Raw genomic sequence first — 25,268 nt, 5'->3', positions numbered from 1 at the left:
CCTTACCGCCCCAGCGCCACGATTTCGCCACGCAGGTAGAGGGCCGCGCGACCCGCAATGCGCACCCTGTCGCCAGCCAATTCGCACTCCAGCCGTCCCCCGCGTTTGGACGCCTGCCACGCGCGCAGGCGCGTCTTGCCCAGCCTGGCGGCCCAGAAGGGGGTGAGCAGGCTGTGCGCCGAGCCGGTCACCGGGTCCTCGGGCACGCCCACCTCCGGGCAGAACACGCGGGACACGAAGTCGTATGCTCCGCCTGTTTTGCCCGGCGCGCTGGCGATGTTGCACACGTAGGGCAGCTTGTGGAAGGCCGCGTGGTCCGGGGTGAGCCCGCGCACCACGTCCTCGTCCGCAAAGACGCAGAGCAGGTCGCGCCCTGCGTGGGCCTCAAGCGGGGTGGCCCCGAAGGCGCGGACCATCTCTTCCGTGACGGGCGTTGGGCTGGGCGGCCAGGAGGGGAAGTCGAGGGTCAGGACGCCGTTTTCGTTGGTGACCGCGAGCGGTCCGCTTTGCGAGCGGAACCGCACGCACGGGCCAGTGAAGCCGAGTTCGTTGAACGCCACCCAGGCCGAGGCCAACGTGGCGTGGCCGCACAGGTCGATCTCGAAGGTGGGGGTGAACCAGCGCAGGTGGTAGTCGGCCCCGCTTTCCGGCGGCAGGGGCACGAAAAAAGCCGTCTCGGAGAGGTTGTTCTCCTCGGCGATGGCGAGCAGGGTCTCGTCCGGCAGCCAGGCCGCAAGCGGCACCACTGCTGCCGGGTTTCCCGTGAACGGGCCTTCGGCGAAGGCGTCCACCTGGTAGAGGGGGTACCTAGGCATATTGCTTTCCTTTACCCCAGCGAATTTGGGAAAAATATTTCAGAATAATGAAGCAGTTTCAGTATGTTCTTTGTATGTAGAAGAGTGACGAAGTGTAACTGCTTTGAGGTGGGCTAAGAAGTTTTTGTCTTTTTCAAATTAGCCAATGTTTCTTCAACAGAGCCAATTGGTTTTCCCTCTTCATCGAGTGGGCGTGAGAGCAATTCCTGTGCGTATCGGATGAGCTGTCGCATATTCTCGTCCGTTCCTCGGATGTCTTGGGCACTTTGATGAATCTGCGTTTTGATAACGCTCTCGAAATTGCGACATTCTTTAAGGTAGGTGCGAGGGCGCTCTTGTTCTTCCAATAGTTCTTGGTACCTCTTGAACATGCTTTGGAGTTGCATCGCCGTCCGGTAGGCCAAGAGAAAGAAACCACAGTCAGATTTGTCGAGCTTCCCAATCGCTGGTCCGAGAGTGTAAAGCATAAGCGGTGGGCCAAATTCAGGGATGTAACCCCTTTGCGGGTGGTGCGGCGAATTGAAAGAGGAGTTAAGAATTTTTAGCCCCTCACCACCGTTGTAGATTTCTAAAAGATTAGTGAGCTCCATGTTAAGAGCTTCACGCGTATCCTTGACCTGTTGGATTTCCTTTAGCCTTGCCGCCCTTGCGTTAAGCTCCGCTGCTTTGTAAACGGATTTGAGAGCAAACCTGCCTGACAATAATCCGATAACAACCGTACTAAGAATACCCAGAATGCCAGTGAGCGCTGTTAGTGCGACAGCGTATTGTGTTAAGAAGTCTAGAATACACCGTATGTCCATGGTGATGCTCCCCAATCAATATTAGAAGCCAAGCTTCATAAGGTCCGCATCGCTGGCTGTGGAGTCTCCGGTTTCGGCGGCGCCGACATCGGTCTGCTCGGGCTGGGTTCCCTCCACAAAGGGCAGGAAGTAGCTCTCCGGCGCAGGCTGGCCCTTGGAGCCGATGGCTTGGCTGTTTTCCACCCGCGCCCACACGATGCCTTCAGGCGGCAGGAAGTCGTCGGGCGGGTAGCGGTCCTCCACGGCGCGGCGGTACTCAAGCCAGATGGGCAGGGCCGTGCGGCCGCCGGACCCCTCGCGGCCCATGCTTTGGAGCTGGTCGTAGCCCACGTACACCCCGGTCAAAAGATGCGGGGTGAAGCCGATGAACCAGGCGTCCTGCTCGTTGTTGGTGGTGCCGGTCTTTCCTGCCAGCGGTCGGCCCAGCACCTTGGCCGCGCCGCCGGTGCCCACGTTGATGACCTCCTTGAGCATGGAGGCCATGAGGAAGGCGTTTTGCGGGCTCACCGCCTCCACATATTCGGGCTCGCTCTTGTACAGGGTTTCACCCCAGGCGCTCGTGACGGAGAGCACCAGCCGCGGCTTCACGTAGGAGCCGTCGCGGGCGAAGGCCGTGTAGGCCTGGCAGAGGTTCGTCAGGGTGAGGGCCGAGGAGCCGAGCGCGATGGACAGGTTTTCGGGCAATTCGGATTCTATGCCCAGGGCGCGGGCGCGCTCGATGACCGTGCGCACGCCGATTTTTTGCGCCACCCGGATGGTGACCAGGTTGCGCGACTTGGCCAGCGCGGTGGAGAGCAGCGTGGGGCCGTAGAAGATGTTCTCGTAGTTTTCCGGACGCCAGACGGTGCCTGCTTCCGCGTTGGCGAAGACGATGGGCGCGTCCATGATGACGCTGGCCGGGGTGAGGCCGTTGTCCAGCGCCGCGGAGTACACGATGGGCTTGAAGGACGAGCCGGGCTGGCGCTTGGCCTGTGTGGCGCGGTTGAACTGGCTTTTCTCGAAGCTGAAGCCGCCCACCAGGGCCACCACTTCGCCGGTTTCGGGCAGCATGGACACCAGCGCGCCCTCGGGGCCAGGAGCCCGCTCCAGATTCAGCACGTAGTGTCGTCCGCCCTTGGCCTCGCGCACGGTGGCCCAGACCACGTCGCCCTTGTGGACGATGCGCGACGGATCGCCTGGAATCGGCGCGGCTTCGCCCTTGAGCCCCTTGACGCCGTTACGGCACCACATGGTGGTGCTGGCGGGAATTTCGCCCGTGTTCTGGCCGAAGCGCACCACTGCCTTGTCCTTGGCGCTCTCGGTCACCACCGCGCGCACCCAGGTTCCGGGCTTGATGCTTTCGTCCGTGCGCCCCTCGTCCAGGAAGCCCTGCACCTCTTGCGGCTTGAGCCTGCCAGCCGGGCCTTCCCAGCCCTTGCGCTTGGCCACGTCGCCCAGGCCTCGGCGCATGGCGTTGTCCGCGGCCTGCTGGTGCGCAATGACGCAGGCGGTCTCCACCGTGAGGCCGCCGGTGTACACTTCCTCCTCACCGTACTTTTCGATGAGGAAGCGGCGGACTTCTTCCAGGTAGTAGGCCCCGAGCTTCCAGGAGTTGTCCTCCATGCTCTTGTAGGCCAGCTTCTGCGCCAGGGCGTCGGTGTGCTGTTCACGGGTGATCCAGCCCTGGGAGAGCATCTGGTCAAGCACGTACTTCTGCCGGACCTTGGCCGCCTCGGGGTCGGAGTACGGGTTGTAGCGGCTGGGGGCCTGGGGCAACCCGGCCAGCACGGCCGCCTCGGCCAGGGTCAGGTCCTTCACGTGCTTGCCGAAGTATTCCCGGCTGGCGGCCTCCACCCCGTAGGCTTTGGAGCCAAGGTAGATCTGGTTCAGGTAGATGGTGAGGATTTCGTCCTTGGTGAGGTAGTTTTCCAGGCGATACGCCAGGATGGCTTCCTTGATCTTGCGTTCGAAGCTTTTTTCCGGGGAAAGCAGCAGGCGCTTGACCACCTGCTGGGTGATGGTGCTTCCCCCCTGGCGGATGCCGCCGGCCTTGAGGTTCATGAGCGAGGCGCGGAAGATGGCCCAGGGGTCGATGCCGTCATGCTTGTAGAAGCTGGAGTCCTCCGCCGCCAGAAAGGCCAGGGGCAGGTGTTCGGGCATGTCCTGCAGGCGCACCAGGAAACGCTTTTCCTTGTAGAAGTAGCCGAGCACGCGACCTTCGCGGGAGAGCACCGTGGTCACCAGAGGCGGCTTGTAGTCCGTGATGTTGCGGAAGCCGGGCAGGTCGTGGGAATAGTACCAGAAGGCCAAAGCCGCGCACAGGGCCGCTGCCACGGGCAGCGCCAATATGGCCAGGAACAGTTTTCGCTTGAAGCTGCGGCTCCACCTCATGGATGATGTCCTTTTTCTCGGCGTTGCGGTCTTCTTCGTGGTCTTTTTTGGCATTTACGCGTTCTCCGGCAAGGCCCAGGCCCTGCGCAGCCGCTGATAGAGGTCGAGTATGTCTGCGTTGGACAGGCCCAGGCTGGAAAGCAGCGCGGCCGTTCCTGCGGCTTCCTTCTGGGCCATGCACTGGGAAAATTGGAAATACAGCTGCCGTCCGTCGCGGATCCAAAAGGGGTACAGGCGGCAGTAGTAGGGCCGGGCGGAACGTGGCAGGCGGCAGCCCTGGCGCCCCAGCAGGGCGCAGGCCCCGGCCTTGGTCACGGCCAGCCGGTCATGGAAGCCGCTGGCCGGGAACAGCGCCCGGATGCGCCCCGCCTCGGCCCCGAACAGGCGGCAGAGGTTGTCCACAAAGGCCGAGGTGTTCGCCTGGCGGCAGAAGTGCCGCTCCCTGGCCCCGGCTTCTTCCATTGCGGCGCGCTCCTCGGCCGAGAGCGGGAAGCAGTATTCCTCCAGCCCGGGCTCCAGCGTGCAGCAGGTGCCGCTTTCGGCGGCGCAGCGCGCGCACACATGGTTTTGGGTGTCGGTCATGGCTCCTCTGCGGCGAAGCGCACGCGCCCCTTGCCCAGCAGATCGTGCAGGTGCACCAGTCCGGCCAGGCCGCCGCGCTCGTCGAGCACGGGCAGCACGGTTATCTGTCTGGCCTCCATGAGGTCCAGCACCTGGGCGGCGCTGGCATCGGCTGAAACGCTGCGCGGGTTTTGCGTCATCACTTCGGCCACGGGCCGGGCGGGGTCGAAGCCGCTTTTGCAGAGCATCCGGCGCACGTCGCCATCGGTGAGCACGCCCACAAGGCGGCCGTCCTCCTCGGTCAGGGCCGCAAGGCCGAATCCGCCCGCGTTCAGCGCGGCCAAGGCCTCGGAAAGGGGGGCCGTGTGGCTGGCGATGGGGAGCTGTTCCGTGTGCATGAGGCTGGCGATGTGCTGCGAAAGCCGCGCCCCCAGCGCCCCGCCGGGGTGCACGCGCTTGAAGTCCTTGCTGCCGAAGTCCTTGATGCGCATGAGGCACACGGCCAGGGCGTCGCCCACGGCCAGCGCGGCGGTGGTGCTTGCGGTTGGAGCCAGGCCCATGGGGCAGGCCTCGCGCGGCACGCGCACCTCGACGACCACGTCGCTGACGCGGGCCAGGGTCGAAGCGGCCCCGCCGGTCATGCCCACTATGGCCGCCCCCAGGCTCTTGAGGGCGGGCAGAAGCGTGTTCAGCTCGTCGGTTTCGCCGCTGTTGGAGAGCGCCAGCACCACGTCGCCCCGGCGGATCATGCCCAGGTCGCCGTGCGCGCCCTCCACAGGGTGGAGGAAGAAGGCCGGGGTGCCCGTGCTGGACAGGGTGGCCGCGATCTTGCGGCCCACAAGCCCGCTTTTGCCTATGCCCGTGACCACCACACGGCCCGAGCAACCAGCCAGAAGCGCCAGCGCTTCCTCGAAGCCACCGTTCAACTGGCCGCGCACCGCAGCCAAGCCCTCGATCTCGATGTCCAGCACCTCGCGGGCCAATGCCAGCCAGCCCCCCGGCGGGGGGGCGCCGTTCGTGTGGCGGGGATTCATCTCCGGCCTCCCTTGTCTGCTGCGGCCCCGGCCTAGCCGGTGACCTTGCTCTCGTTCTCCAGACACATCTTGCCCTGGTGGCAGCCTGTGGCGATGGGATAGTTGCCGTCGAAACAGGCCAGGCAGTGGGCGTCCTTCTCGTTCACGGAGTCGAGCAGGCCGGGGACGGACAGGTAGTGCAGGCTGTCCAGGCCGATGAAGCGGGCGATGTCCGGCACGGGGGTCGTGGCCGCGATGAGCTCGCCCTTGCTGGAGAAGTCGATGCCGTAGAAGCAGGGGAAGCGGATGGCCGGGCAGGACACGCGCATGTGGATCTCGCGCGCGCCCAGTTCGCGCAGCTTCTTGACGCGCGTGCGGATGGTGGTGCCGCGCACGATGGAATCCTCGACGATGAGGATGCGCTTGCCCTCGATCATGCTGCGCACGGGGTTCAGCTTCACGCGCACGCTGAAGTTGCGCATGTCCTGGCTGGGCTGGATGAAGGTGCGGCCCACATAGTGGTTGCGGATCATGGCCAGCTCCAGAGGCAGGCCAGAGGCCTGGGAGTAGCCAACGGCCGCGTAGTTGCCGGAATCCGGGAAGGGCATGACGAAGTCCGCGTCGACGGGCGCTTCCTTGGCCAGGGTCGCGCCCATGGTCTTTCTGCGCTCGTACACGCCTTCGTCGAAGACCATGGAGTCGGGCCGCGCGAAATAAATGAGCTCGAAGATGCACTGGCGTTTGGGGGCCTTTTCCAGCAGGCGCAGGCTGGAAAGCCGTCCGCCTTCAACCACGATCATCTCGCCGGGCTCCACCTGGCGGATGTATTCGGCCTCGATGAGGTCGAAGGCGCAGGTCTCGGAGGCGAAGACGTAGTTGTCGTTCAGCCGCCCGATGACCAGGGGGCGAACGCCGTGGGGGTCGCGCACGGCGATGAGCTTGTTGTTGGCGAGAATGAGCAGCGAGTAAGCGCCCCGAACCTTGGCGCAGGCCTTCTGGATGGCCTCTTCGATGGTGCCGCCGTTCAGGTACTTGGCGATCAGGTGCACGAAGACTTCCGTGTCCATGGTGGTCTGGAAGATGGACCCTTCGTTCTCCAGTTCGTGCCGAAGCTCCAGGGTGTTCACCAGATTGCCGTTGTGGCCCACGGCGATGTGCCAGTCCTTGAAGCGCACCAGAAAGGGCTGGGCGTTGCGGATGAGGGAGACGCCGGTGGTGGAGTAGCGGATGTGCCCCATGGCGATCTGGCCCTTGAGCTCCTTGCCCAGGTGCCGTTCGTTGAACACGTCGTGCACCAGGCCCATGCCCCGGTGCTCGCGGATGGCGGCGCCGTCCCAGGTGACGATGCCGGCAGACTCCTGCCCGCGGTGCTGCAGGGCGTAGAGTCCGAAATAGGCCATGCGCGCGGCCTCCTGGTGTCCGTAGATGCCGAAGAGGCCGCAATACTCGCGTTTCATTGTCTGTCCTTGATTGTTGGTCCGGGCCGGGGAACAACGCCTTGCGCACCGGGGCCGTCTTCAGCAGACGCCCCGGCCGCCCGGCCCTGGCGCAGGCGCGCCGGGAGCTTAAACGCCGTAGTAGTCCTGCAGGCAGCGCACGCCAAGCCCGTGTCCCCGCTCCTCGCGGATGGCCTGGGCCATGGCGGCCGCGCCGGACACCGTGGTGGTGTAGGGCACGCCGTACAGAAGGGTGGTCTGCCGGATCTCCTTGGAGTCGTTCACCGTCCGCTTGCCGGAGGGGGTGTTCACCACAAGGTCTATCTGCTTGTTCTTGATGAGATCCACCACGTTGGGGCGGCCCTCGTTCACCTTGAGCACGCGCTCCACGGCCACGCCCTTCTTGTCCAGAAGCGAGGCCGTGCCGCCGGTGGCGATGATCTTGAAGCCCAGTTCCTCGAAGGCCTTGGCCACGGGGACTATGGCCGCCTTGTCGCGGTCGTTTACCGAGAGGAACACGGTTCCTTCCTCGGGCAGGCGCTGGCCTGCGGCCAACTGGCCCTTCATGAAGGCCAGGCCGAAGGAGGTGTCGATGCCCATGACCTCGCCGGTGGAGCGCATCTCTGGTCCGAGGAGGATGTCCACGCCGGGGAAGCGGTTGAAGGGGAACACGCTCTCCTTCACGGAGACGTGCCCGCTTTTGCGCATGGCCCAGGGCTTGAGGTCCCTGATCTTTTCGCCCAGCATGACGCGGGTGGCCAGCTTGGCCAGGGGCACGCCAGTGGCCTTGCTGACAAAGGGCACGGTGCGGCTGGCGCGGGGGTTCACCTCAAGGATGAACACCTCGCCGTCCTTGATGGCGAACTGGATGTTCATGAGGCCGATGACGCCCAGCTCTTTGGCCAGTTCGCGCGTTTGGCGCTCGATTTCGGCCACCAGCTCCGGGGCGATGGTGTGCGGGGGCAACACGCAGGCCGAGTCGCCGGAATGGATGCCCGCCTCCTCGATGTGCTCCATGATGCCGCCGATGTAGGTGTCCTCGCCGTCGGAAAGGGCGTCGGCGTCCACCTCGATGGCGTTTTCCAGGAATTTGTCGATGAGGATGGGGTGCTCGGGGGAGATGACCACGGCCTTGCGGAAGTAGGCGTTGAACTCCTCGTCGTCGTAGACGATCTCCATGCCGCGGCCGCCCAGCACGTAGGAGGGGCGCAGCACCAGGGGATAGCCCAGGCTGTCCTTGATCTCCGTGGCCTGGGTGAGGGTCATGGCCGTGCCGCTCATGGGCTGCTTCAAGTGCAGCTTGCGGATGAGGGCGCTGAAGAGCTCGCGGTCCTCGGCGCGGTCGATGCTTTCCGGCGGCGTGCCCAGGAGGGGCACCCCGGCCTTCTTGAGGGCCACGGCGAGGTTCAGCGGGGTCTGCCCGCCGAACTGCACGATGACCCCGAGCGGCTTCTCGAACTCCACGATGTTCAGCACGTCCTCGTAGGTCACCGGCTCGAAGTACAGGCGGTCGCTGGTGTCGTAGTCGGTGCTCACGGTCTCCGGGTTGGAGTTGACCATGATGGACTGCACGCCCATTTCCCTCAGCGCGAAGGAGGAGTGGCAGCAGCAGTAGTCGAACTCTATGCCCTGGCCGATGCGGTTGGGACCGCCGCCCAGAATCACCACCTTGCGCACGTCCTTGCTCTCAATCTCGCGGCCGGTCTCGTAGGTGGAGTAGTAGTAGGGGGTGTAGGCCTCGAACTCCGCCGCGCAGGTGTCCACCAAGTAATAGGTGGGCAGGATGTCCAGGCTTTTGCGCAGGGTGCGCAGGGCGTCCTCGCTGGTGCGCCACAGCACGGAAAGCTGCTTGTCCGAGTAGCCGTATTCCTTGGCCTTTTTTAAGAGCGGCGGCAGGCCCGGGTTCTTTGCGGAGATGTCCTCGGTGCGGCCGAATTCGGCCAGCTCGTTCTCCATGAGCAGAATGTCGCGAATCTGGCGCAGGAACCAGGGGTCGATGAAGGAGGCCTCGTGGATGTCCTCCAGGCTGAAGCCGCAGCGCATGGCGTTGCGCACGGCGAAGAGCCGGGCGGAATTGGGCTTGCGCATGAGGCGCAGCAGCTCGTCCTTGTCCTGGGCGCAGGTCTCGAACTTCTTGCCCAGGCCGGGCATTCCCACCTCAAGCGACCTGAGTCCCTTCTGCAGGGCCTCCTTGAAGGTGCGGCCGATGGCCATGGTCTCGCCCACGCTTTTCATGCTGGTGGTGAGGTAGTCCTCGCTGCCGGGGAACTTCTCGAAGGTGAAGCGCGGAATCTTGATGACGCAGTAGTCGATGGACGGCTCGAAGCTGGCCATGGTCTCCCGCGTGATGTCGTTGGGGATTTCGTCGAGCGTGTAGCCCACGGCGAGCTTGGCGGCGATTTTCGCGATGGGAAAGCCCGTAGCCTTGGAAGCCAGGGCGGAGGACCGCGACACGCGCGGGTTCATCTCCACGATGATCATGTCGCCGTTCTTGGGGTTGATGGCGAACTGGACGTTCGAGCCGCCGGTCTCCACGCCGATTTCGCGCATGATGGCCAGCGCCGCGTCGCGCATCTTCTGGTATTCGTCGTCGGTCAGGGTCTGGCTGGGGGCCACGGTGATGGAGTCGCCCGTATGCACGCCCATGGCGTCCAGGTTCTCGATGGAGCAGATGATGACGCAGTTGTCCTTCTTGTCGCGCATCACCTCAAGCTCGAATTCCTTCCAACCGAGCACGCTCTGCTCGATCATGATCTCGCTTTTCATGCTGGCGGCCAGGCCCTGGGAGGCGATGGCCTCCAGATCCTCCATGTTGTAGGCCACGCCGCCGCCGGTGCCGCCCATGGTGAAGGCCGGGCGGATGATGAGCGGGAAAGGCAAGGTGCGGCCGATCTCGCGCACGTCGTCCATGCTGCGGGCGATGCCGCTCTTGGGCACCTTGAGGCCGATCTTGTCCATGGCGGCGCGGAAAAGTTCGCGGCTTTCGGCCTTTTCGATGACCGGCACGGACGCGCCTATGAGCTCCACCCCGAATGTGTCCAGCACGCCCATCTTGGCCACGGCCAGCGCGGTGTTGAGCGCGGTCTGGCCGCCAAGCGTGGGCAACAGCGCGTCCGGGCGCTCTTTTTCGATGATCTTGGCCACTGTGCCGGGCTCGATGGGCTCGATGTATGTGCGGTCGGCAAGCTCCGGGTCGGTCATGATGGTGGCCGGATTGGAGTTGACCAGGATGACCTCGTAGCCTTCCTCTTTGAGGGCCTTCAGGGCCTGGGTGCCGGAGTAGTCGAATTCGCAGGCCTGGCCGATGACGATGGGGCCGGAGCCGATGAGCATGATCTTCTTGATGTCTGTGCGCTTGGGCATTTTTCCGCCGCTTGGGTGAGAGGTTTCCGCCGTGCCTTGAAACGGGAGAGATGTACGCGATAAGCACCCGGCAGGCAAGTGGCAAGGCCATGGACCCGCCCTCGGGGCGTCGCTGCGTTGACAGCCCGCGTGGTTTTGCGTAACTGGTGGGACTGTCGGGAAATCCGTTTCGCGGGGGAACGTCATGAACCGATCCATCGCCTTCGCGCTGTCGTTCGTGATGCTTTGTGTCGCCCTGTGCGCCTGCGCCGGGCCGAAGCCGAGCGGCCCGGCAGCGGCCCCGCAGAGCGAGGTCCAGTTCCTGGACACCAGCGGGTTCGACCGCAAGCTTTCCGCGGCGCTGGCCGCCAAGCAGCCCGAGGTGGTGGTGAGCTTCCCTGCCGCCATCACCCTGAACTCCATCCCCGAGCGCCTGGACCGTTGGTTCTCCAAGGTGGAGAAGTTCGGCGGCACGGTGGACATCCAGGCCGAGCCCGAGCCGGGCCGGAGCATCATCTCGGAGATATTCGGCCTGTTCGTGAAGGCCTATGACGCCATAGCCGAGGCCGTGATCTACGCCCCGGCCAAGGAGTACAACGTCATTGTGCACTACCGGGCCACAACGGGCATCGTGACCCGGGTGAGCTTCCTCCGCAAGGATCAGGCCGCCAAAGGCTTTCCCGCGAAGGGTGCTTCCACTCCGGCGCAGAACGCCGCGCCCGCCCCTTAAAGCATCCGCCGCGGCCGTCCGAAGAGACTGGCGACGGAAATTCTCGCGACGAACATACCCTTTGGCCAAGGCCGCTGACGGAAGATGGGCTTCCGCTGGCGGCCTTGGTCGTTTGCGTGGGCGTGGTGGCATGTTCTGAAACCGGACGACAGCCTTCGTTGCGTTTGACGCCTTACCGTGCGCGCCGTGCAGGCATCCCCTCTCCGCCTGTAGCAACCTCCGTGTAGACAGAAGAGCTGAGTACGTGTACGTATTGTTATGGCCGTACGTGGCCTTGACGTGCTGAACCGGACAGACTGAAGCGGGAGGAGACTATGCAACTGCGTTCCATTAAACAGAAAATTGCCGTTATGGCTGGGTGTTGCCTCTTATGCGCGGCGGGCGTCCTCGTTGTGTACGGGGTGATCGCGGCCAGCAGGACGCAGAGTTTCGTCTCCGAGCGGGTGGGCGCCATTCTGAACCAGGGCGCCACACGCAACCTCGAAGCTCTGGCGGCCAGCCAGGCCGCCATTGTGCAAAGCGCCCTGCAGGACAATCTTGATGTCGCGCGCACAACGGCCAAGGTGTTCGAGGTCCTGCGGACGCGTGTGCCCAACGCCGCCCTGCGCGACACCTACAACGCCATTCTGTTGGCGAATTTGGAAAACAATCCGGAGTACCTGGGGTCGTATTCGGCCTGGGAACCGAACGCCTTGGACGGCAACGACGCCAAATACGCCAACACGCCTGGTCACGACGCCACAGGCCGGTTCATCCCATATTGGAACCGCGACCCGAAGGGCAACATCGCCCGCCAGCCGCTGGTGGAGTACGAGAGCAATGACAAGCACCCGAACGGCGTGCGCAAGGGCGGCTGGTACCTTGGCCCGCGCGAAACCGGAAAGGAGAGCGTGCTCGATCCCTTCCCCTACATTGTGCAGGGCCAGCAGGACTGGTTGACGACCCTTTCCGTGCCGGTGAAGCGGGATGGGAAGTTTCTCGGCGTATCCGGCACCGACCTGCGGCTCGGCTTTTTGCAGGAACTTGCAGGCAACGTGAACAAGAATCTGTACGGCGGCAAGGGAGAGGTGCTCATCATCAGCTACGATGGCATGGTGGTGGCCAACAGCAGCGATTCCAAGACCATCGGCCAGCCCATTAGCACGCTGTTCAAGGACAGCCAGCATGTTCTTGAGAACGTGCAGAACGGGAAAAGCGCAGTGGACATGAGCGAAGACAAGAGCCTCATGCTCACCTACGCGCCCATCAAGCTGGGCCGCACAGGAAAGCCCTGGTCCGTGCTCATTCGCCTGCCTTCCGCTGTCGTGCTGGCCGATGCGCACGCCCTGGACGCCGATCTCACCTCACGCGCCCGGCAGGGCGCGGCCTGGCAGATCGGCTTCGGCCTCATCGTCGCCCTGGCTGGAATAGCCGTGTTGTGGTTCTTCGCCGAAACGCTCACCAAGCCTCTGCGCATGGCCGCCGGATACGCCGGCAAGGTGGCGGAAGGCGACTTCAGCCAGCAGCTCGACATCAGGCAGAACGACGAGATCGGCATTCTCGCCACGGCCCTTAGGACCATGGTGGAGAACCTCAAGGCCAAGATCGCCGAGGCCGAGGCCAAGGGTGAGGACGCCCGCCGCGAGACCGAGAACGCCCGGCAGGCCATGGCCCAGGCCAACGAGGCCAAGGCCCAGGCCGAGCGGGCCAAGGCCGAGGGCATGATGCAGGCCGCCGCCCAGTTGGAGAAGGTGGTCGAGGTCGTCAGCAGCGCCAGCGAGGAGCTCTCCGCGCAGGTGGAGCAGTCCAGCCGCGGCACGGAGGTGCAGTCCTCCCGCGTTGCGGAAACCGCCACGGCCATGGAGGAGATGAACTCCACAGTGCTTGAGGTGGCCAGAAACGCTTCCCAGGCCGCGGAATCCACCGAAAGTGCCCGCAAGCAGGCCACGGACGGCGCGGCGATCGTGAGCCAGGTGGTGTCGGGAATCGGCGAAATGCAGCGCGTGTCCCAGGCCATGAAGCAGGATATGGAGGCCTTGGGCAAGCAGGCCGAGGGTATCGGCCAGATCATGAACGTCATCTCCGATATTGCGGACCAGACTAATCTGCTCGCCTTGAACGCCGCCATCGAAGCGGCCCGCGCGGGCGACGCCGGCCGCGGCTTCGCCGTTGTGGCCGACGAGGTGCGCAAGCTGGCGGAAAAGACCATGGACGCCACCAAGGAGGTGGGCGAGGCGATAAGCGGCATCCAGCACGGAACCCGCAAAAACCTCGAAAATGTCGATCGTTCCGCCAAGACTGTGGAACAGGCCACCCAGTTGGCCAACAGAAGCGGTGAAGCGCTGACCCAGATTGTGCGCATGGTGGAGACCGCCACCGACCAAGTGCGCTCCATAGCCACGGCAAGCGAGGAGCAGTCCTCCACCAGCGAGGAGATCAACCGGAGCATCGAGGACATCAACCGCATCTCCAGGGAAACGTCCGACGCCATGCGCCAGTCTGCGCAGGCCGTGGGCGAACTGGCCGTCCAGACCCAGAGCCTGCGTTCGCTCATCGAGAAGATGAAGCAGGGAGGCTAGGCGTGGTGTCGCACGCCTGAGCTGAGAGGCAGGAGCGGGGGCGGCTTGCCTTGCCGTCCCCGCGCCAGGGGCGAAGAGGCCGGGAAATCACTCCGTCGCACCCCCGCCAGCAGGGGGCGACCGCGAATCCTCGATTGCGCGACAGGATCACTATCGGCCAAGGCCGCTGACGGAAGATGGGCTTCCGCTGGCGGCCTTGGGTTTTTGCGGCGGTACGGGCCGCGCGGTCATGTCTGCCCGGCGCTGCGCGTCCTGCGCCTGCGCCGCGCCAGATACGCCATTCCCGCACAAATGGCCGCCGTGCTCAAAAGCAGCCAGGCGATGCTTTCCGCCTGGCCGTTGGCCGCCCCGGCCAGCAGCACCACCGGGGCCAGGGCGGCGCGCACGGCGGCGCGCGCGACGGGCCGCTCGCGTATGGCGTCGGCAAGGGGCGGGCTTAGGCGATAGTAGGCGGCCGCCAGCTCCCGGCCCAGGCGCGATTTCACCAGCACGCCATCGCGAAAACGGCGCAGGGTGGCCACATGTTCGTCCCAGGCCCCGCCATAGGCCGCTGTGGCGATGAAGCATTCCGCCGGATTGGCGTGGTAGGCCATGCTTTGGGCCATGCTGCCCTGACGCAGCAAAAAACCGTTCCAGGTCTGGCCGAAGGTGGATTCCCGCGCCATGGTGGGGATGGTGTCCAGGTCGCCGGAGAGGTCGCAGGTGAGGTCGTAGTGGGAGCTGCCGAAGATGCCCATGCTGTACGAGACGCGTAGGGTCAGCGTCTTTCCGGTGAGCTTGAGGTTGCTTACCGCGCCGGTGCCGTAGCCGCCGGCCGTGGCCGTGAGCTGTTCGTTGTTCAGCATGAAGGTTAGGGTGCTGGTGTATGCGCTGATGGACTTGTTTTCCATGGTCCAGAAGAAGGTGCCCACCAGCCTGCCTTGCAGGTCCACCTTGCGGGCCAGCTCCTTGGCGTATTCGTTCTCCTCCACCGGCGGCACCAGGGAGCGGTATTCCTCCATGGCCTTCTTGGCCTGGTCCATTTCGTTCTTCTTGGCCGCCGCCGCCGCCATGGCCAATTGCACCAGCGCGCGGTCAGCCCCTTCCTCAAGAGCGCGGTTCAGCTGGTAGGAGCTGTCGGTCAGCTGACCCTCCACCCCAAGCATGAAGCCCTTGGCAACGCGTGTTGCGGCGGTGTTGCGGCCCGATTCCTCCACGCGGCGCACATGGTACTTGGCGTCGGCATCGCGCTTGGTCATCAGGTAGGCCACGGCCAGCCCGGAGCGCGCATCGGCGTCGTCGGGCCGGGCCTGCACCGCGCCCTCGAAGTAGCGCTGGGCCTCGCCCACGCCGTGGCGGGCGAGCATGGAGAAGTACTGGGCGTTCTGGGCGGATGGCGCGCCTGACGAGGGCGCGGCCGCTGGCGGCGGCTGCTTGGGGCGCGTGGCCATGGCCAGCTGCTTGGCCTGCAGGAGCTTCTGGCGTTCGGCCTCCAGGCGCTGCTTTTCGGCCTGCAGGGCCTGGAATTGCGCCAGCTCCTCCTTTTCCCGCCGCAGGCGCTCGGCCTCCTCGGCAATGCGCCGCTTTTCGGCCTTCAGATCCACGCCGGGAGCAGCGGGAGGCGGAGAAACCGTGGCCGCCGCGCCGTTTTTCCCATCCCCGGAAAGATAGAAATACCCCGTGAGGGAACTGGACTCCCAGGGCACCTGCTTTTTTCCTGTTTCAGACACCACGCCCATGCGCACGCGCATGAATACGTCGGTGATGGGCAGACCCGGCGTGCGCATGGCCGAGAGCAGGTGCTTGGTGTAGATGCCGTTGGCCCCCGTGCCGTCGCTGGCCACCGAACCCGGCGCGGTGGCGTAGGCGATGATGGAGCCCGTGGGCGCGCGCATTTCTGCCAGGCCCCGGTCGGCAGAACGGAATCCGCGGCTGAAGGGGTTGTTGCGGCAGGCGTCCAGGATGACGATGTTCAGCGCGTTGCCCGCGTCCTCCATCTTGCCGAGCACCCGGCCCGCGTCCAGGCACTCGAAGCGCACGTCGCTCTCGGTCTGGATTCTGGCGTCCACCGGCACAAGGTAGTTGTTCCCCTGCACCTGCAGGCCGTGCCCGGCGAAGTAGAACAGGCCCACCCCGCCCTGTCGCAGGTTCAGGCCGAACTGGCGCACGGCCTCTTCCATGTCCTTCTGGTCCACATCGGTTTTGAGGGTGACGGAAAAGCCGAGACTTTTGAGCAGGGCGGCCATGTCCTGGGCGTCCCTCGCGGGGTTGCGCAGGGGGGCCGTCTTGTAGGCCCCGTTGCCGATGATCAGCGCGATGCGGTTTTCGGGTTCGGCGGCCTGTGCCGGGAGAGGCCGCTGGGGCAGCGCCAGCGTCACGAGAAGCAGCCCCAAGAGCAGGCAGAGAAGCGTCGCGGTCCCCCTACGCATGAAAACAGCTCCTTGCGTTGTCGTGGCCAGTCCAGAATCCGAAACAAACTCCGGAATGTCTCGCCGTTGGTCGCGCGGGGGGAACGCCGACCCGGCCTATGCCTGCTACTGCACCACCCATACCGCGCAGTTGCGCGCGTTGCGGATGAGCTTGCTGGACACGCTGCCGAACAGGAATTCCTCGCCCTTGGTGAGGCCCCGGCGGCCGACAACCAGGGTGCCGTAGCCGCCTTCCTGCTGCACGTCCAGAATGGTCTGGGCGATGCTGGGTTCGGCGCTGCACAGGATGGTGCGTTCGACCACCGCCGCATCGGACAGCCCGGCGGACACAAGGGTGGCGCGGGCGTCCTTGAGGAAATCGAACACGCGGTCCTTGTCCAGCTTGCACTGGGAAAGCCATGCCTCCTCGGTGTCGAAGCGGTCGCGGCCGGGGGCGCGCTCCACATGCAGCAGGGTCACCTTTGCGCCCTGGCCCGCGCCGACGATGGCGGCCACATGCTCCACTGCGCGCCGGGCGTTGTCGGACGCGTCCACGGCGATGAGGATGTTTTTGAAGTCCATGGGGCCTCCTTGTCCGTGCGCGGGTTTCAGGCTCCGGGCAGCCTGTCCAGGCAGGGTTTCAAGTCGTGCAGCAGCTCGGACACGGTTTCGTAGTACACCTCGGATGCGGCCGAGTAGTGCATGAGCACGCGGTTCAGCTCTTCGGGCACGTAGGGGAAGAGCTTTCTCAGGTTCACGATGCGGTGGCGGAAGAACAGGGCGCAGTCCTCCTCGCGGATGTCCGCGCGCTCGGGATGGTCCTGGATGGTGTGCACGCCCTTGCCGGTGATGAACGCAAGGATGTTGCCCAGGCCGAAGAGGTCGAGTCCGAAGGGGTTTTCTGTCGTGTCGTAGCCGTAGTCGAAGTCGATCCAGCAGTAGTCGCCGCTTGCGTGGTCCACGTAAAGATGGTCGCGGCGGATGTCGCCGTGGATCTCGCCGTTATCGTGCAGGAATCCTATGGCCCCGCACGCCGCGATGAAGCGCCGGAGGATGTCGGGAAAGATGTTGTGAAAGTAAGTGTGGTGGTCCTCGTGGAGATCCTCGATGTTCAGGTCGAGCCTGCGCCCGGCCACGCGCCTGAGCACGCGCACCATGTTGCCGCGTTCGTCGCGGTGGGCCTCGCCCTGCATGAAGCGGGAATCGCCCGCCACAAGGCGCAGGATGCGCGCCTCTTTGACGGCGCTGCGGTGGCAGGTGATGGTGAGCGGCCCGATGTGCTGGTCGAAGGTCTCCTGGAATTCCAGCTTAAGGATGCGGTATTCGCCGCATTCCAATTCGATGCAGCGCTTGACCCAGAACTTGGGGTCCTCCATGCCGAAGCGCCGCTCGCGCTCGTCTCCCAGCACAAGGTAGTGCCGCCCTCCCACCTTGATGACATCCCCATAGGTGATGTTCATGAACTCTGTGGTGTCCGTGAATACGGTTCCGTAGGTGCTGATGCCCACAGGAGGCTTGAAGCGCTCCACAAGGGCGCGGACGGTAGGTGGGGATGGCTGTGCGGCGGGATCGGGCATGACGCGCCTCCAGGTTCAGCCTACCGCCAATGTAAGTATTTTTGTGCGCAGGGTCAAGCGGTTGGGCGCGTGGCGCAAAAGAAACGGGCCGCCCATCCTCGCAGGAAAGGCGACCCGGAGTGGTGGAGCTATTCTTCCGGCGCTACTTGCCGAACTGGCACTTGGGATACACGCAGGTGCGGCAGTTCAGGCAGAAGCCTCCCTCGCACATCTCGGCCAAATCGGCGCGCTTGATTTCCAGCCCGGCGAGCACGCGCGGCAGCAGGATGTCGAAGCTCGTGGCCTTGTGGAACAGGGCGCAGGCGGGCACGCCCATCACCTGCGCGCTGCCCGCCGGACAGGCCAGGCGGCCCAGCAGGGTCATTGCGCCGGGCAGAATGGGCGCTCCGTAGAGCATGTCGGTAAGTCCGGCGGCGATAAGCCCCTTGCGGGTCACATCGTCCGGGTCCACGGAAAGCCCGGCCGTGGTGACGATGAGTTCGGCTCCGGCGGTGAGCAGTTTGCCCACGCTGCGGGCGATCATGTCCGCATCGTCGGGCACCATGTCCACAGCCACCACTTGCGACCCCAAGCGCTCGACCTTTTCGCGGATGACCGGGGCGAAGCGGTCCTCGACAAGCCCCTTGAAGACCTCGGTTCCGGTGACGAGCACGCCGACCTTGGCCGGCTTGATGGGCGCTATGGAGAACAGCGGACCGCCCTCCAGCACGGAAAGGGCGCGCTGAAGATTGGCCTGGGAGATGTAGAGCGGAATGGCGCGCGTTCCCGCGAACTGCTTGCCTCCCTCCACCAGCACCCCGTGGTGGCGCGCCGCGCACATAACTTCGGGCATCATGTTGAAGGCCTCCAGCCGCTGGCGGTCCAGCACCAGCACGCCGGTCACCCCTGCGCGGAAGTTGATTTTGCCTTCGCGCGGGGCCTCGTCCGGCAGCACGTTGTCCCCGGCCATAAGCCCGGCGAAGGTCCGGGCGGCGTCGTCCTCGTGCACGAAGCCCTCGGGTGCGTCCTGCTCCAGGTACACGTGGGCCCGGCCCATGGCCTGCAGGCGGCATACGTCGCCGCCGGTGATGACCTGTCCGGCCCGGAATTCAGCCCCTTTGCTTTCGCCGGGCACGATGCGCGTCATGTCGTGCAGGGTTTTCTGGCCTACGGCCTTGGCCACGGGCACCGCGGTCAGGCGGGGGCCGCTCTGTCCCTGGGGCTCCTGGTTCGTGTCCGCGAAGCCGACGCCCGCCCTGGGCCGGAAGGATTCACCATAGGGCGCCTCGCCCTGGCAGCCGCGGCAGATTGCGCCATCGTGTGGCGGGTATGCCTCGCCGCAGATGGGGCACACGCCCACCCGACCCATGCCCTTGTGCTTGCGGTAGCGCTCTTCCACGCGCACGTGGGCCATGGAGCACAGGTTTTCCCCGGCCTCTTCTATCTGCCGGAACAGGCGCTCGCTGTCCTGGTCCGCCTTGGTCTTGAGCTTCATGAACCAGCAGACCACCTCGTCGTAGGCCCGCATCTTGTTCAGGTCCACCCAGACGCGCACGCCCTCGCCCGTGAACTTGTCATATAGGGTCACGGCGTAGCGGCCCAGGTTCAGTATGCGCATCCAGCCGTTGCCCACGGTGCAGGGGGTGAGGATCTGCACCGCGTCGGGCAGGCATTTTGCCGTTTCCACAACCGCGTCGAAGAGCGTGCCTTCGGGCAATGGGCGGCGGGCCATCTCCACCATGTACCCGCCGATGAGCAGGCCAGGGGCCGGGTATCCGTGAAAGGCCCTGGCTTTTGCCTTGAATTCCTCGAAGGTGTACTGTCCGATGTTCATGCATCCCCCTGCGGATGGAGTGATTCGTTATGCTGAAATAAGCATAAGTGAGGTCTCCTACCTCGCGGGAGGAATCTGGTCAACGATTTTTGGAATACGCGTGACTCGACGCCCAGCAGCAGGGGGAGGGGGCGGCGTTTCGTTTCGATGCGGCGCAAGCCCGGACCGCGCTGCCTCCCTGAACGCCCTATCCTGTAGCGTATTCAGGGTATTTTATGGATTCAATGGCCTCGTGCGGCCATTGCGTCAAGGGGGCGGCGTCGATGGCATCGCGTACGCAGAGGAGCCCGTCATGCCGCTTTTGCCCTGGATGCTGGCGACACATTCGTGTGGGCAGAGCGTAAATCTTGCAATTCCATGATTATAATATTATGCGTTGGGCGCAGAACGCAATCCGCGGCGCAGCAGCGGAATTCCACTGCCCGGAGGCGGACATGGTCAAAGTCCAAAAGGATCAGGAAGCCCTCAAGAAGGACATCATGGCCCGCATGAAGCGCATCGAGGGCCAAGTGCGTGGCGTGCAGCGCATGATAGATGAAGGCAAGGAGTGCGAGGACATCCTGGTGCAGGTGCGCGCGGTGCGCTCGGCCCTGCGCTCGGCCACCACGCAGATCATGCGCCGCTATCTGCTGTGCTGCAGCGAGCAGGCCGTCAAGTCCGGCGATATCGAAGGCCAGTACGAGCGGCTTCTGAAGCTCGTGTCCGACTTCATCGACGGCTGAATTCCCAAGCCCGTCCCTCCCGCCATTTCTCCGCGCGTTCACCCTGGACGGCCTTTGCCGGGCCACGTCTATTGTGCTTCTTTTGCATCGTCGCGTATGCTTTTCCGGCGGAACGCCTTGGCGAACTTTTCTCGCGCCGCGTCCAGGTACACGTAGTACACCGGCGTGAAATACAGCGTGAGCAGCTGCGACACCAGCAGCCCACCCACCACGGCCAGACCCAGGGGCCTGCGGGCCTCGGCCCCGGCGCCGAAGCCGAGCGCGATGGGCAGCGTGCCCATGAGCGCGGCCATGGTGGTCATCATGATGGGCCGGAAGCGCACCAGCGCGCCCTCGAAGATGGCGGCCGGGCCGTCCTTGCCCTCCTTGCGCTGGGCCTCCAGCGCGAAGTCGATCATCATGATGGCGTTCTTCTTGACGATGCCGATGAGCATGATGATGCCCACGAAGCCGTAGAGATTCAGGTCCAGGCCGAAGAGCATGAGAGTGAGCAGTGCGCCCGCCCCGGCCGAGGGCAGGCCGGAAAGGATCGTCAGCGGGTGGATGAAGCTTTCGTAGAGGATGCCCAGCACGATGTAGATGACCAGGATGGACACGGCGAGCAGTACCCACAGGCCCTTGAACGAGGCCTGGAAGGCCTGGGCCGTGCCTTGGAAGGTGGTGCTGATGGTGGCGGGGAGCACCTCGCGCGCGGTGGCCTGCACGGCGTCCACGGCCTGGCTGAGGGAAACGCCGGGCTTGAGGTTGAAGGACAGGGTGACCGAGGGCAACTGCCCCGCATGGTTTACGGACATGGGGCCGACGCCGAGTTCCCGCGAGACCAGGGTGGCCAGGGGTGCCAGTTGCCCCGCCCCGGTGCGCAGGTACAGCATTTCCACCGCCTGGGGCGAACGCTGGAAGCGCGGCGCAAGCTCCATGAGCACCTTGTAAGAGTTGTTGGGCGCGAAGATGGTGGACACCTCGCGCGGGCCATAGGCGATGCCCAGCGCGTCCTCTATCTGCATGGCCGTAAGCCCAAGGGCCGAGGCCTTGTCGCGGTCGATGGCCAGGTTGAGCTGCGGATTTTTGAGCTGCAGGTCGCTGTTCACGTCCTGCAGTTCCGGCAGTTCGCGCAGGCGGGCTTCCAGGGCCTGGGAGCGTTGAAACAGCTCCTCGGTGTCCGGGCTTTGCAGGCTGAACTGGTACTCGGCCTTGGTGTATTTCGCCCCCAGATTGATGGGCGGCGGATTCTGCAGAAAGGTCGTGACCCCCACAACGCCCGCAAGCTTCTTGCGCAGGGACTGCAGCACCTCGTCCGCGCTCATGTCGCGCTCATGCCGTGGCTTCAAGCGGATGATGAGCCGCCCGGAGTTGCCCGCCGGGTTGGGCCCGCCCGATCCCACCAGGGACATGAAGCTCTCCACGTTGGGGTCGGCGGCGATGATTTCGGTCACGCGGCCCTGGTGGTCGCGCATGGATTCGATGGAGATGCCCTGTTCGGCCTCGGTGACGCCGGTGAGCTGGCCGATGTCCTCGCTGGGGATGAAGCCCTTGGGGATGTGGGTGAAGAGAAAGGCCGTAAGCGCCAGAAGCGCCAGGGAGAAGCCCAAGGTGATCCGCCTGTGGCGCATGGTCCAGGCGAGGCTCGCGGTGTAGGCAGCCAGCATGGCGTCAAAGGCGCGCTCCGTGGCGTTGAACAGCCTGCCGCGGGCTTGGTCAGCCGCGTGCGCGCCCTGCTTGAGCATCAGGCTGGCCATCATGGGCGTGAGTGACAGGGACACAAAGCCCGAAATGAGAATGGCCGCCATGATGGTGACGGCGAACTCGTTGAAGAGCCTGCCCACCACCCCGCCCATGAACAGCACCGGGATGAACACCGCGGCCAGCGACACGGTCATGGAGACGATGGTGAAGCCGATCTCGCCCGCGCCCTTGAGGGCGGCCTCGCGCGCGGAGGCTCCGGATTCGCGGTGGCGGACGATGTTCTCCAGCACAACTATGGCGTCGTCCACCACGAAGCCCACGGCCAGGGTAAGGGCCATGAGCGAGATATTGTCGAGGTTGAAGCCCATGTGCAGCATCACGGCGAAGGTGCCGATGACGCTCATGGGCAGGGCCAGGCTGGGGATCAGCGTGGCCGAGAGGTTGCGCAAGAACAGGAAGATCACCAGCACCACCAGCGCCACAGTGAGCAGCAGGGTGAACTTCACGTCGTCCACGCTTTCGCGGATGGACTGGGAGCGGTCGATGAGCGTCTCCACCTTCACCGATGCGGGCATCTGGCTCACGTAGGCGGGCAGGGCGGCCTTGATGGCGTCCACCACGCCCACGGTGTTGGTGCCGGGCTGGCGCTGAATGGCCAGGGTGATGGCCGGAACATTGTTGAAGGTGTTGAAGCGCTTGTTGTTTTCGGCGGAATCGATGGCCGTGCCCACATCGGCCAGGCGCACGGGCGCGCCATCGCGCCAGGCCACGATGAGCGGCAGGTAGGCCTGCGCGTCCTTGAGCTGGCCGCTGGCCTCCACGGTGTATTCGCGCATGGGGCCCGAGAGGGTTCCCGTGGCGATGTTGGAATTGCCCTTGCGCACGGCCTCGGCCACTTCGTCCACGCCGATGCCGCGCGCCGCAAGCTGTTCGGGGTCGAGCTGCACGCGCACGGCGTATTTCTGCTGGCCGTAGATCATCACCTGGGCCACGCCGCTGATCATGGAGATGCGCTGGGCGAGCAGGGTTTCGGCGTACTCGCTGACCTGGTGCAGGGGCAGGGTGGGCGAGGACACAGCCAGGTAAAGGATGGGCTGGTCGGCGGGATTGACCTTGCGCAGGGTGGGGGGGCTGGGCATTTCCGAGGGCAGGCTGCGCTGGGCCGTGGCGATGGCCGCCTGCACGTCCTGGGCGGCGGCGTCGATATCGCGGCTCAGGTCGAACTGCAGGGTGATGCGCGTGGTCCCCAGGGCGTTGGTGGAGGTCATGGAATCGATGCCCGCGATGTTGGAGAACTCCTTTTCCAGCGGGGTTGCCACCGAGGCGGCCATGTTCTCCGGGCTGGCCCCGGGCATGGAGGCCGAGACCTGCACCGTGGGAAAGTCGACATTGGGCAGGTCGCTTACCGGGAGTTTGAAGTAGGCCATGATCCCGAAGATGAGGATGGCGGCCATGACCAGCGTGGTCATGACCGGCCGTTCCACGAAGACGCGCGAGGGGTTCACTGCTTCTGACCCTGGGTGGCGGTGGCGTCGGATTGCGGAAGCGTGGCGTTTTCCTGGCCGGGCTGCGCGGCCGAAGAGCCGCCTTGAAGCGTCGGCGCATTGACGGGCCGCCGTCCGCTGCCTTCGTCGGGTTGCGGACGGATCTCCACCAGCGAACCCGGCACCAGCATCACCTGGCCGTCCGTGACCACCCTTTCGCCTGGGGCGACGCCCTTTTCCGCCACGAGCGTCCCGTCGCCGCCCGGACTGGTGGACACCTCGCGCAGTTCCACGACCAGATCGTCCTTGACCACGAAGACGAAGGGGCCGTGCAGGCCGTTCTGTACGGCATGGGCGGGGATGAGCACGGCGTTCTCCCGCTCGGAGAGGCGCAGGCTGGCCCGCACGAACTGCCCCGGCCAGAGCTGCTTCTGCGCATTGGGGAATGTGGCCTTCAGGCGGATGGTGCCCGTGGCCTTGTCCACGGCGTTGTCGATGCTGGCCAGTTCGCCTGTTTCCAGCAGGACGCCTTCGCTGCTCCGGGCCTCCACGCGCAGGGGGCCTTGCGCCCACTGGCGCTGGATCTCCGGAAGATGGCTTTCCGGCACGGAAAAGGTGACGGAGATGGGCGTAAGCTGGTTGATGACCAAGAGCACGCGGTCATCGCCGCTCTTGCCCACCACGTTGCCCTCCTGCACCAGCACATGCCCCGCCCGGCCGGAGATGGGGGCCTTGATGGTGGCGTGGCCCAGCTGCACGCGGGCCTGCTCCACCTGGGCGCGGTCCAGGTCCAGCGAGGCCCGCAGGGTCATGGCGTTGGTGCGCATCTGCTCCAGTTGGTCGCGGCTTACCGCGCCCTGCTCGAAAAGCGTCTGGTAGCGCTTCAGGTCGTCCTCGGCCTTGCGTGCCTGGGCCTCGTCCTTTTGCAGGCGGGCTTGCGCCTCCAGCAGACCCGCGTGGTAGGTGCGCGGGTCGATGACGAAAAGCGTCTGGTCCTTGACCACGTCCTGGCCATCGCGCACCAGTTGCTTGGCGATGACGCCGCTCACCTGGGGCTTGATGGACACCGAGGCGAAGGCTTCCACGTTGCCCACGGCCTGGACCAGGACGGGCACGCTCATGACCTTGGCCTCCGCCACCAGGACGGGTACGGCCTTGCGGGCCTTGGGGGCCTTGCCGTTGGCGCGGCCGCAGGCGCACACCAGCGCGGCCAGCGCAAGCATGGCGAAAAGGGGCATGGTGAGGCGGGGCCTGGCGTTCATCCGTTGTGATCCTTTTCCGGACTGGGGCCTGATGGCCTGTTCTGCATACTATTCGGCCTGTTGGGCCAGGTTCCTCAGGGCGGAGATGGAAAAATCCGCCACATGCCGGGCCAGTTCCGCAATGCCCGCCTCGTCGTAGCGCACATTGGGCATGAGCCTGCCCATCACCGTGCGCGAGCGAAAGGCGTATTGGCATTGCCCGGCCACGCTCATGGCGCACAGCTTGGTGCGCTGGTCGTCGGCCCGCGCACCCTCGCCAAGCAGCTCGGCCACAATGCCTCGCAATTGTTCGGTCAGCGGGCGAATGTAGCGTTCGGCCACCTGGTCAAGGGCCTGGGTCGGCTCTTGCAACTCCCTTGCCATCAGCTTGCCGCACCAGGCCGAGGGCCCCTCGCCCAACATGCGCAGCAGGAAGGAATGGACGAAGGCGTGGAGGCGCTCCTCGGCGCGCGCATCCGCCGGGAGTCCCATGTGCGGCGGATAGCGCTTGAGCCCGGCCTCGAAGGCCTCCACCAGCAGCGTGCCGTACAGGCCTTCCTTGTCGCCGAAGTGATAGTGCACGGCGGCCACGTTGGCCTTGGCGTGGCGGCATATCTCGCGTACCGTCGCGGACTTGAACCCTTTGCTGGAAAAGATTTCCCCGGCGGCTTCGATGAGCCGGTGCTTGGTGTCGCCAGTATCTGTGCTGGGCATTGTTTCCTCCAAGAGTAAA

The 25,268-nt window shown here is 64.9% G+C and carries 17 protein-coding genes; 3 read left to right on the top strand and 14 right to left on the bottom strand.

Annotation, left to right across the window (positions count from 1 at the left end):
- Window positions 1-2: 2 nt before the first annotated feature.
- The 7 genes from CHB73_RS02085 to carB form a co-directional block, all read right to left on the bottom strand.
- A complete protein-coding gene (locus CHB73_RS02085) occupies window positions 3-815 on the bottom strand; it encodes a PhzF family phenazine biosynthesis protein (RefSeq protein ID WP_089271576.1) in 813 nt (270 codons plus the stop codon).
- Between the two features lie 113 nt (window positions 816-928).
- Window positions 929-1,618, bottom strand: coding sequence for a hypothetical protein (locus CHB73_RS16365; RefSeq protein WP_143337290.1), 690 nt, complete (start codon window positions 1,616-1,618; stop codon window positions 929-931).
- Between the two features lie 21 nt (window positions 1,619-1,639).
- Window positions 1,640-3,988 carry a penicillin-binding protein 1A gene (locus CHB73_RS02080; RefSeq protein WP_089271574.1) on the bottom strand — a complete coding sequence of 783 codons (2,349 nt, stop codon included), beginning with the start codon at window positions 3,986-3,988 and terminating at the stop codon, window positions 1,640-1,642.
- A gap of 54 nt (window positions 3,989-4,042) precedes the next feature.
- Window positions 4,043-4,570 (bottom strand): hypothetical protein, encoded by a 528-nt coding sequence (locus CHB73_RS02075; protein ID WP_089271572.1) that lies wholly within the window; start codon window positions 4,568-4,570, stop codon window positions 4,043-4,045.
- Window positions 4,567-5,583, bottom strand: a complete 1,017-nt coding sequence (locus CHB73_RS02070; protein ID WP_089271570.1) for a KpsF/GutQ family sugar-phosphate isomerase — start codon at window positions 5,581-5,583, stop codon at window positions 4,567-4,569. Before CHB73_RS02070 ends, CHB73_RS02075 begins: the two co-directional genes overlap by 4 nt.
- A gap of 32 nt (window positions 5,584-5,615) precedes the next feature.
- Window positions 5,616-7,019 (bottom strand): amidophosphoribosyltransferase, encoded by a 1,404-nt coding sequence (purF, locus tag CHB73_RS02065; RefSeq protein WP_089271568.1) that lies wholly within the window; start codon window positions 7,017-7,019, stop codon window positions 5,616-5,618.
- A 108-nt stretch (window positions 7,020-7,127) separates the two neighbouring features.
- A complete protein-coding gene (gene carB, locus CHB73_RS02060; protein WP_089271566.1) occupies window positions 7,128-10,361 on the bottom strand; it encodes a carbamoyl-phosphate synthase large subunit in 3,234 nt (1,077 codons plus the stop codon).
- 184 nt (window positions 10,362-10,545) lie between these two features.
- Here carB and CHB73_RS02055 point away from each other — a divergent pair, with 184 nt between their 5' ends.
- A complete protein-coding gene (locus CHB73_RS02055; protein ID WP_089271564.1) occupies window positions 10,546-11,070 on the top strand; it encodes a hypothetical protein in 525 nt (174 codons plus the stop codon).
- Window positions 11,071-11,471: 401 nt separating this feature from the next.
- Entirely contained in the window at window positions 11,472-13,628 is a 2,157-nt protein-coding gene (locus CHB73_RS02050; RefSeq protein ID WP_327438356.1) for a methyl-accepting chemotaxis protein, read from the top strand.
- A gap of 227 nt (window positions 13,629-13,855) precedes the next feature.
- Here the strand turns inward: CHB73_RS02050 and CHB73_RS02045 are convergent, their stop codons facing one another.
- The 4 genes from CHB73_RS02045 to CHB73_RS02030 all read right to left on the bottom strand — a co-directional run bounded on the left by CHB73_RS02045 (window position 13,856) and on the right by CHB73_RS02030 (window position 19,405).
- On the bottom strand, window positions 13,856-16,036 hold the full coding sequence (locus CHB73_RS02045; protein WP_089271560.1) for a caspase family protein: 2,181 nt from the start codon (window positions 16,034-16,036) through the stop codon (window positions 13,856-13,858).
- 105 nt (window positions 16,037-16,141) lie between these two features.
- Window positions 16,142-16,597, bottom strand: coding sequence for a universal stress protein (locus CHB73_RS02040; RefSeq protein WP_089271558.1), 456 nt, complete (start codon window positions 16,595-16,597; stop codon window positions 16,142-16,144).
- Between the two features lie 26 nt (window positions 16,598-16,623).
- The gene (locus tag CHB73_RS02035; protein ID WP_089271556.1) at window positions 16,624-17,592 is read right to left on the bottom strand and encodes a serine/threonine-protein kinase; all 969 of its coding nucleotides are present in this window, start codon (window positions 17,590-17,592) and stop codon (window positions 16,624-16,626) included.
- A 142-nt stretch (window positions 17,593-17,734) separates the two neighbouring features.
- Window positions 17,735-19,405, bottom strand: coding sequence for an FmdE family protein (locus CHB73_RS02030; protein WP_089271554.1), 1,671 nt, complete (start codon window positions 19,403-19,405; stop codon window positions 17,735-17,737).
- Window positions 19,406-19,839: 434 nt separating this feature from the next.
- On the opposite strand from CHB73_RS02030, the gene CHB73_RS02025 reads away from it, so the two are divergent.
- Window positions 19,840-20,127 (top strand): metal-sensitive transcriptional regulator, encoded by a 288-nt coding sequence (locus tag CHB73_RS02025; RefSeq protein ID WP_089271552.1) that lies wholly within the window; start codon window positions 19,840-19,842, stop codon window positions 20,125-20,127.
- A gap of 68 nt (window positions 20,128-20,195) precedes the next feature.
- Here CHB73_RS02025 and CHB73_RS02020 read toward each other — a convergent pair whose 3' ends face one another.
- From CHB73_RS02020 to CHB73_RS02010, 3 genes are read right to left on the bottom strand one after another with little or no spacing between them, the layout of a single operon-like run.
- Window positions 20,196-23,315 (bottom strand): efflux RND transporter permease subunit, encoded by a 3,120-nt coding sequence (locus CHB73_RS02020; RefSeq protein ID WP_089271550.1) that lies wholly within the window; start codon window positions 23,313-23,315, stop codon window positions 20,196-20,198.
- Window positions 23,312-24,556, bottom strand: a complete 1,245-nt coding sequence (locus CHB73_RS02015) for an efflux RND transporter periplasmic adaptor subunit (protein WP_089271548.1) — start codon at window positions 24,554-24,556, stop codon at window positions 23,312-23,314. Before CHB73_RS02015 ends, CHB73_RS02020 begins: the two co-directional genes overlap by 4 nt.
- Window positions 24,557-24,604: 48 nt before the next feature.
- Window positions 24,605-25,249 (bottom strand): CerR family C-terminal domain-containing protein, encoded by a 645-nt coding sequence (locus CHB73_RS02010; protein ID WP_089271546.1) that lies wholly within the window; start codon window positions 25,247-25,249, stop codon window positions 24,605-24,607.
- Between the last annotated feature and the right edge of the window lie 19 nt (window positions 25,250-25,268).

Origin of the sequence: Humidesulfovibrio mexicanus, from assembly GCF_900188225.1 — a bacterium.
GTDB lineage: Bacteria > Desulfobacterota > Desulfovibrionia > Desulfovibrionales > Desulfovibrionaceae > Humidesulfovibrio > Humidesulfovibrio mexicanus.
The sequence above is the reverse complement of the archived record's forward strand: the minus strand, read 5'-3'. Positions and strand labels throughout refer to the sequence as shown.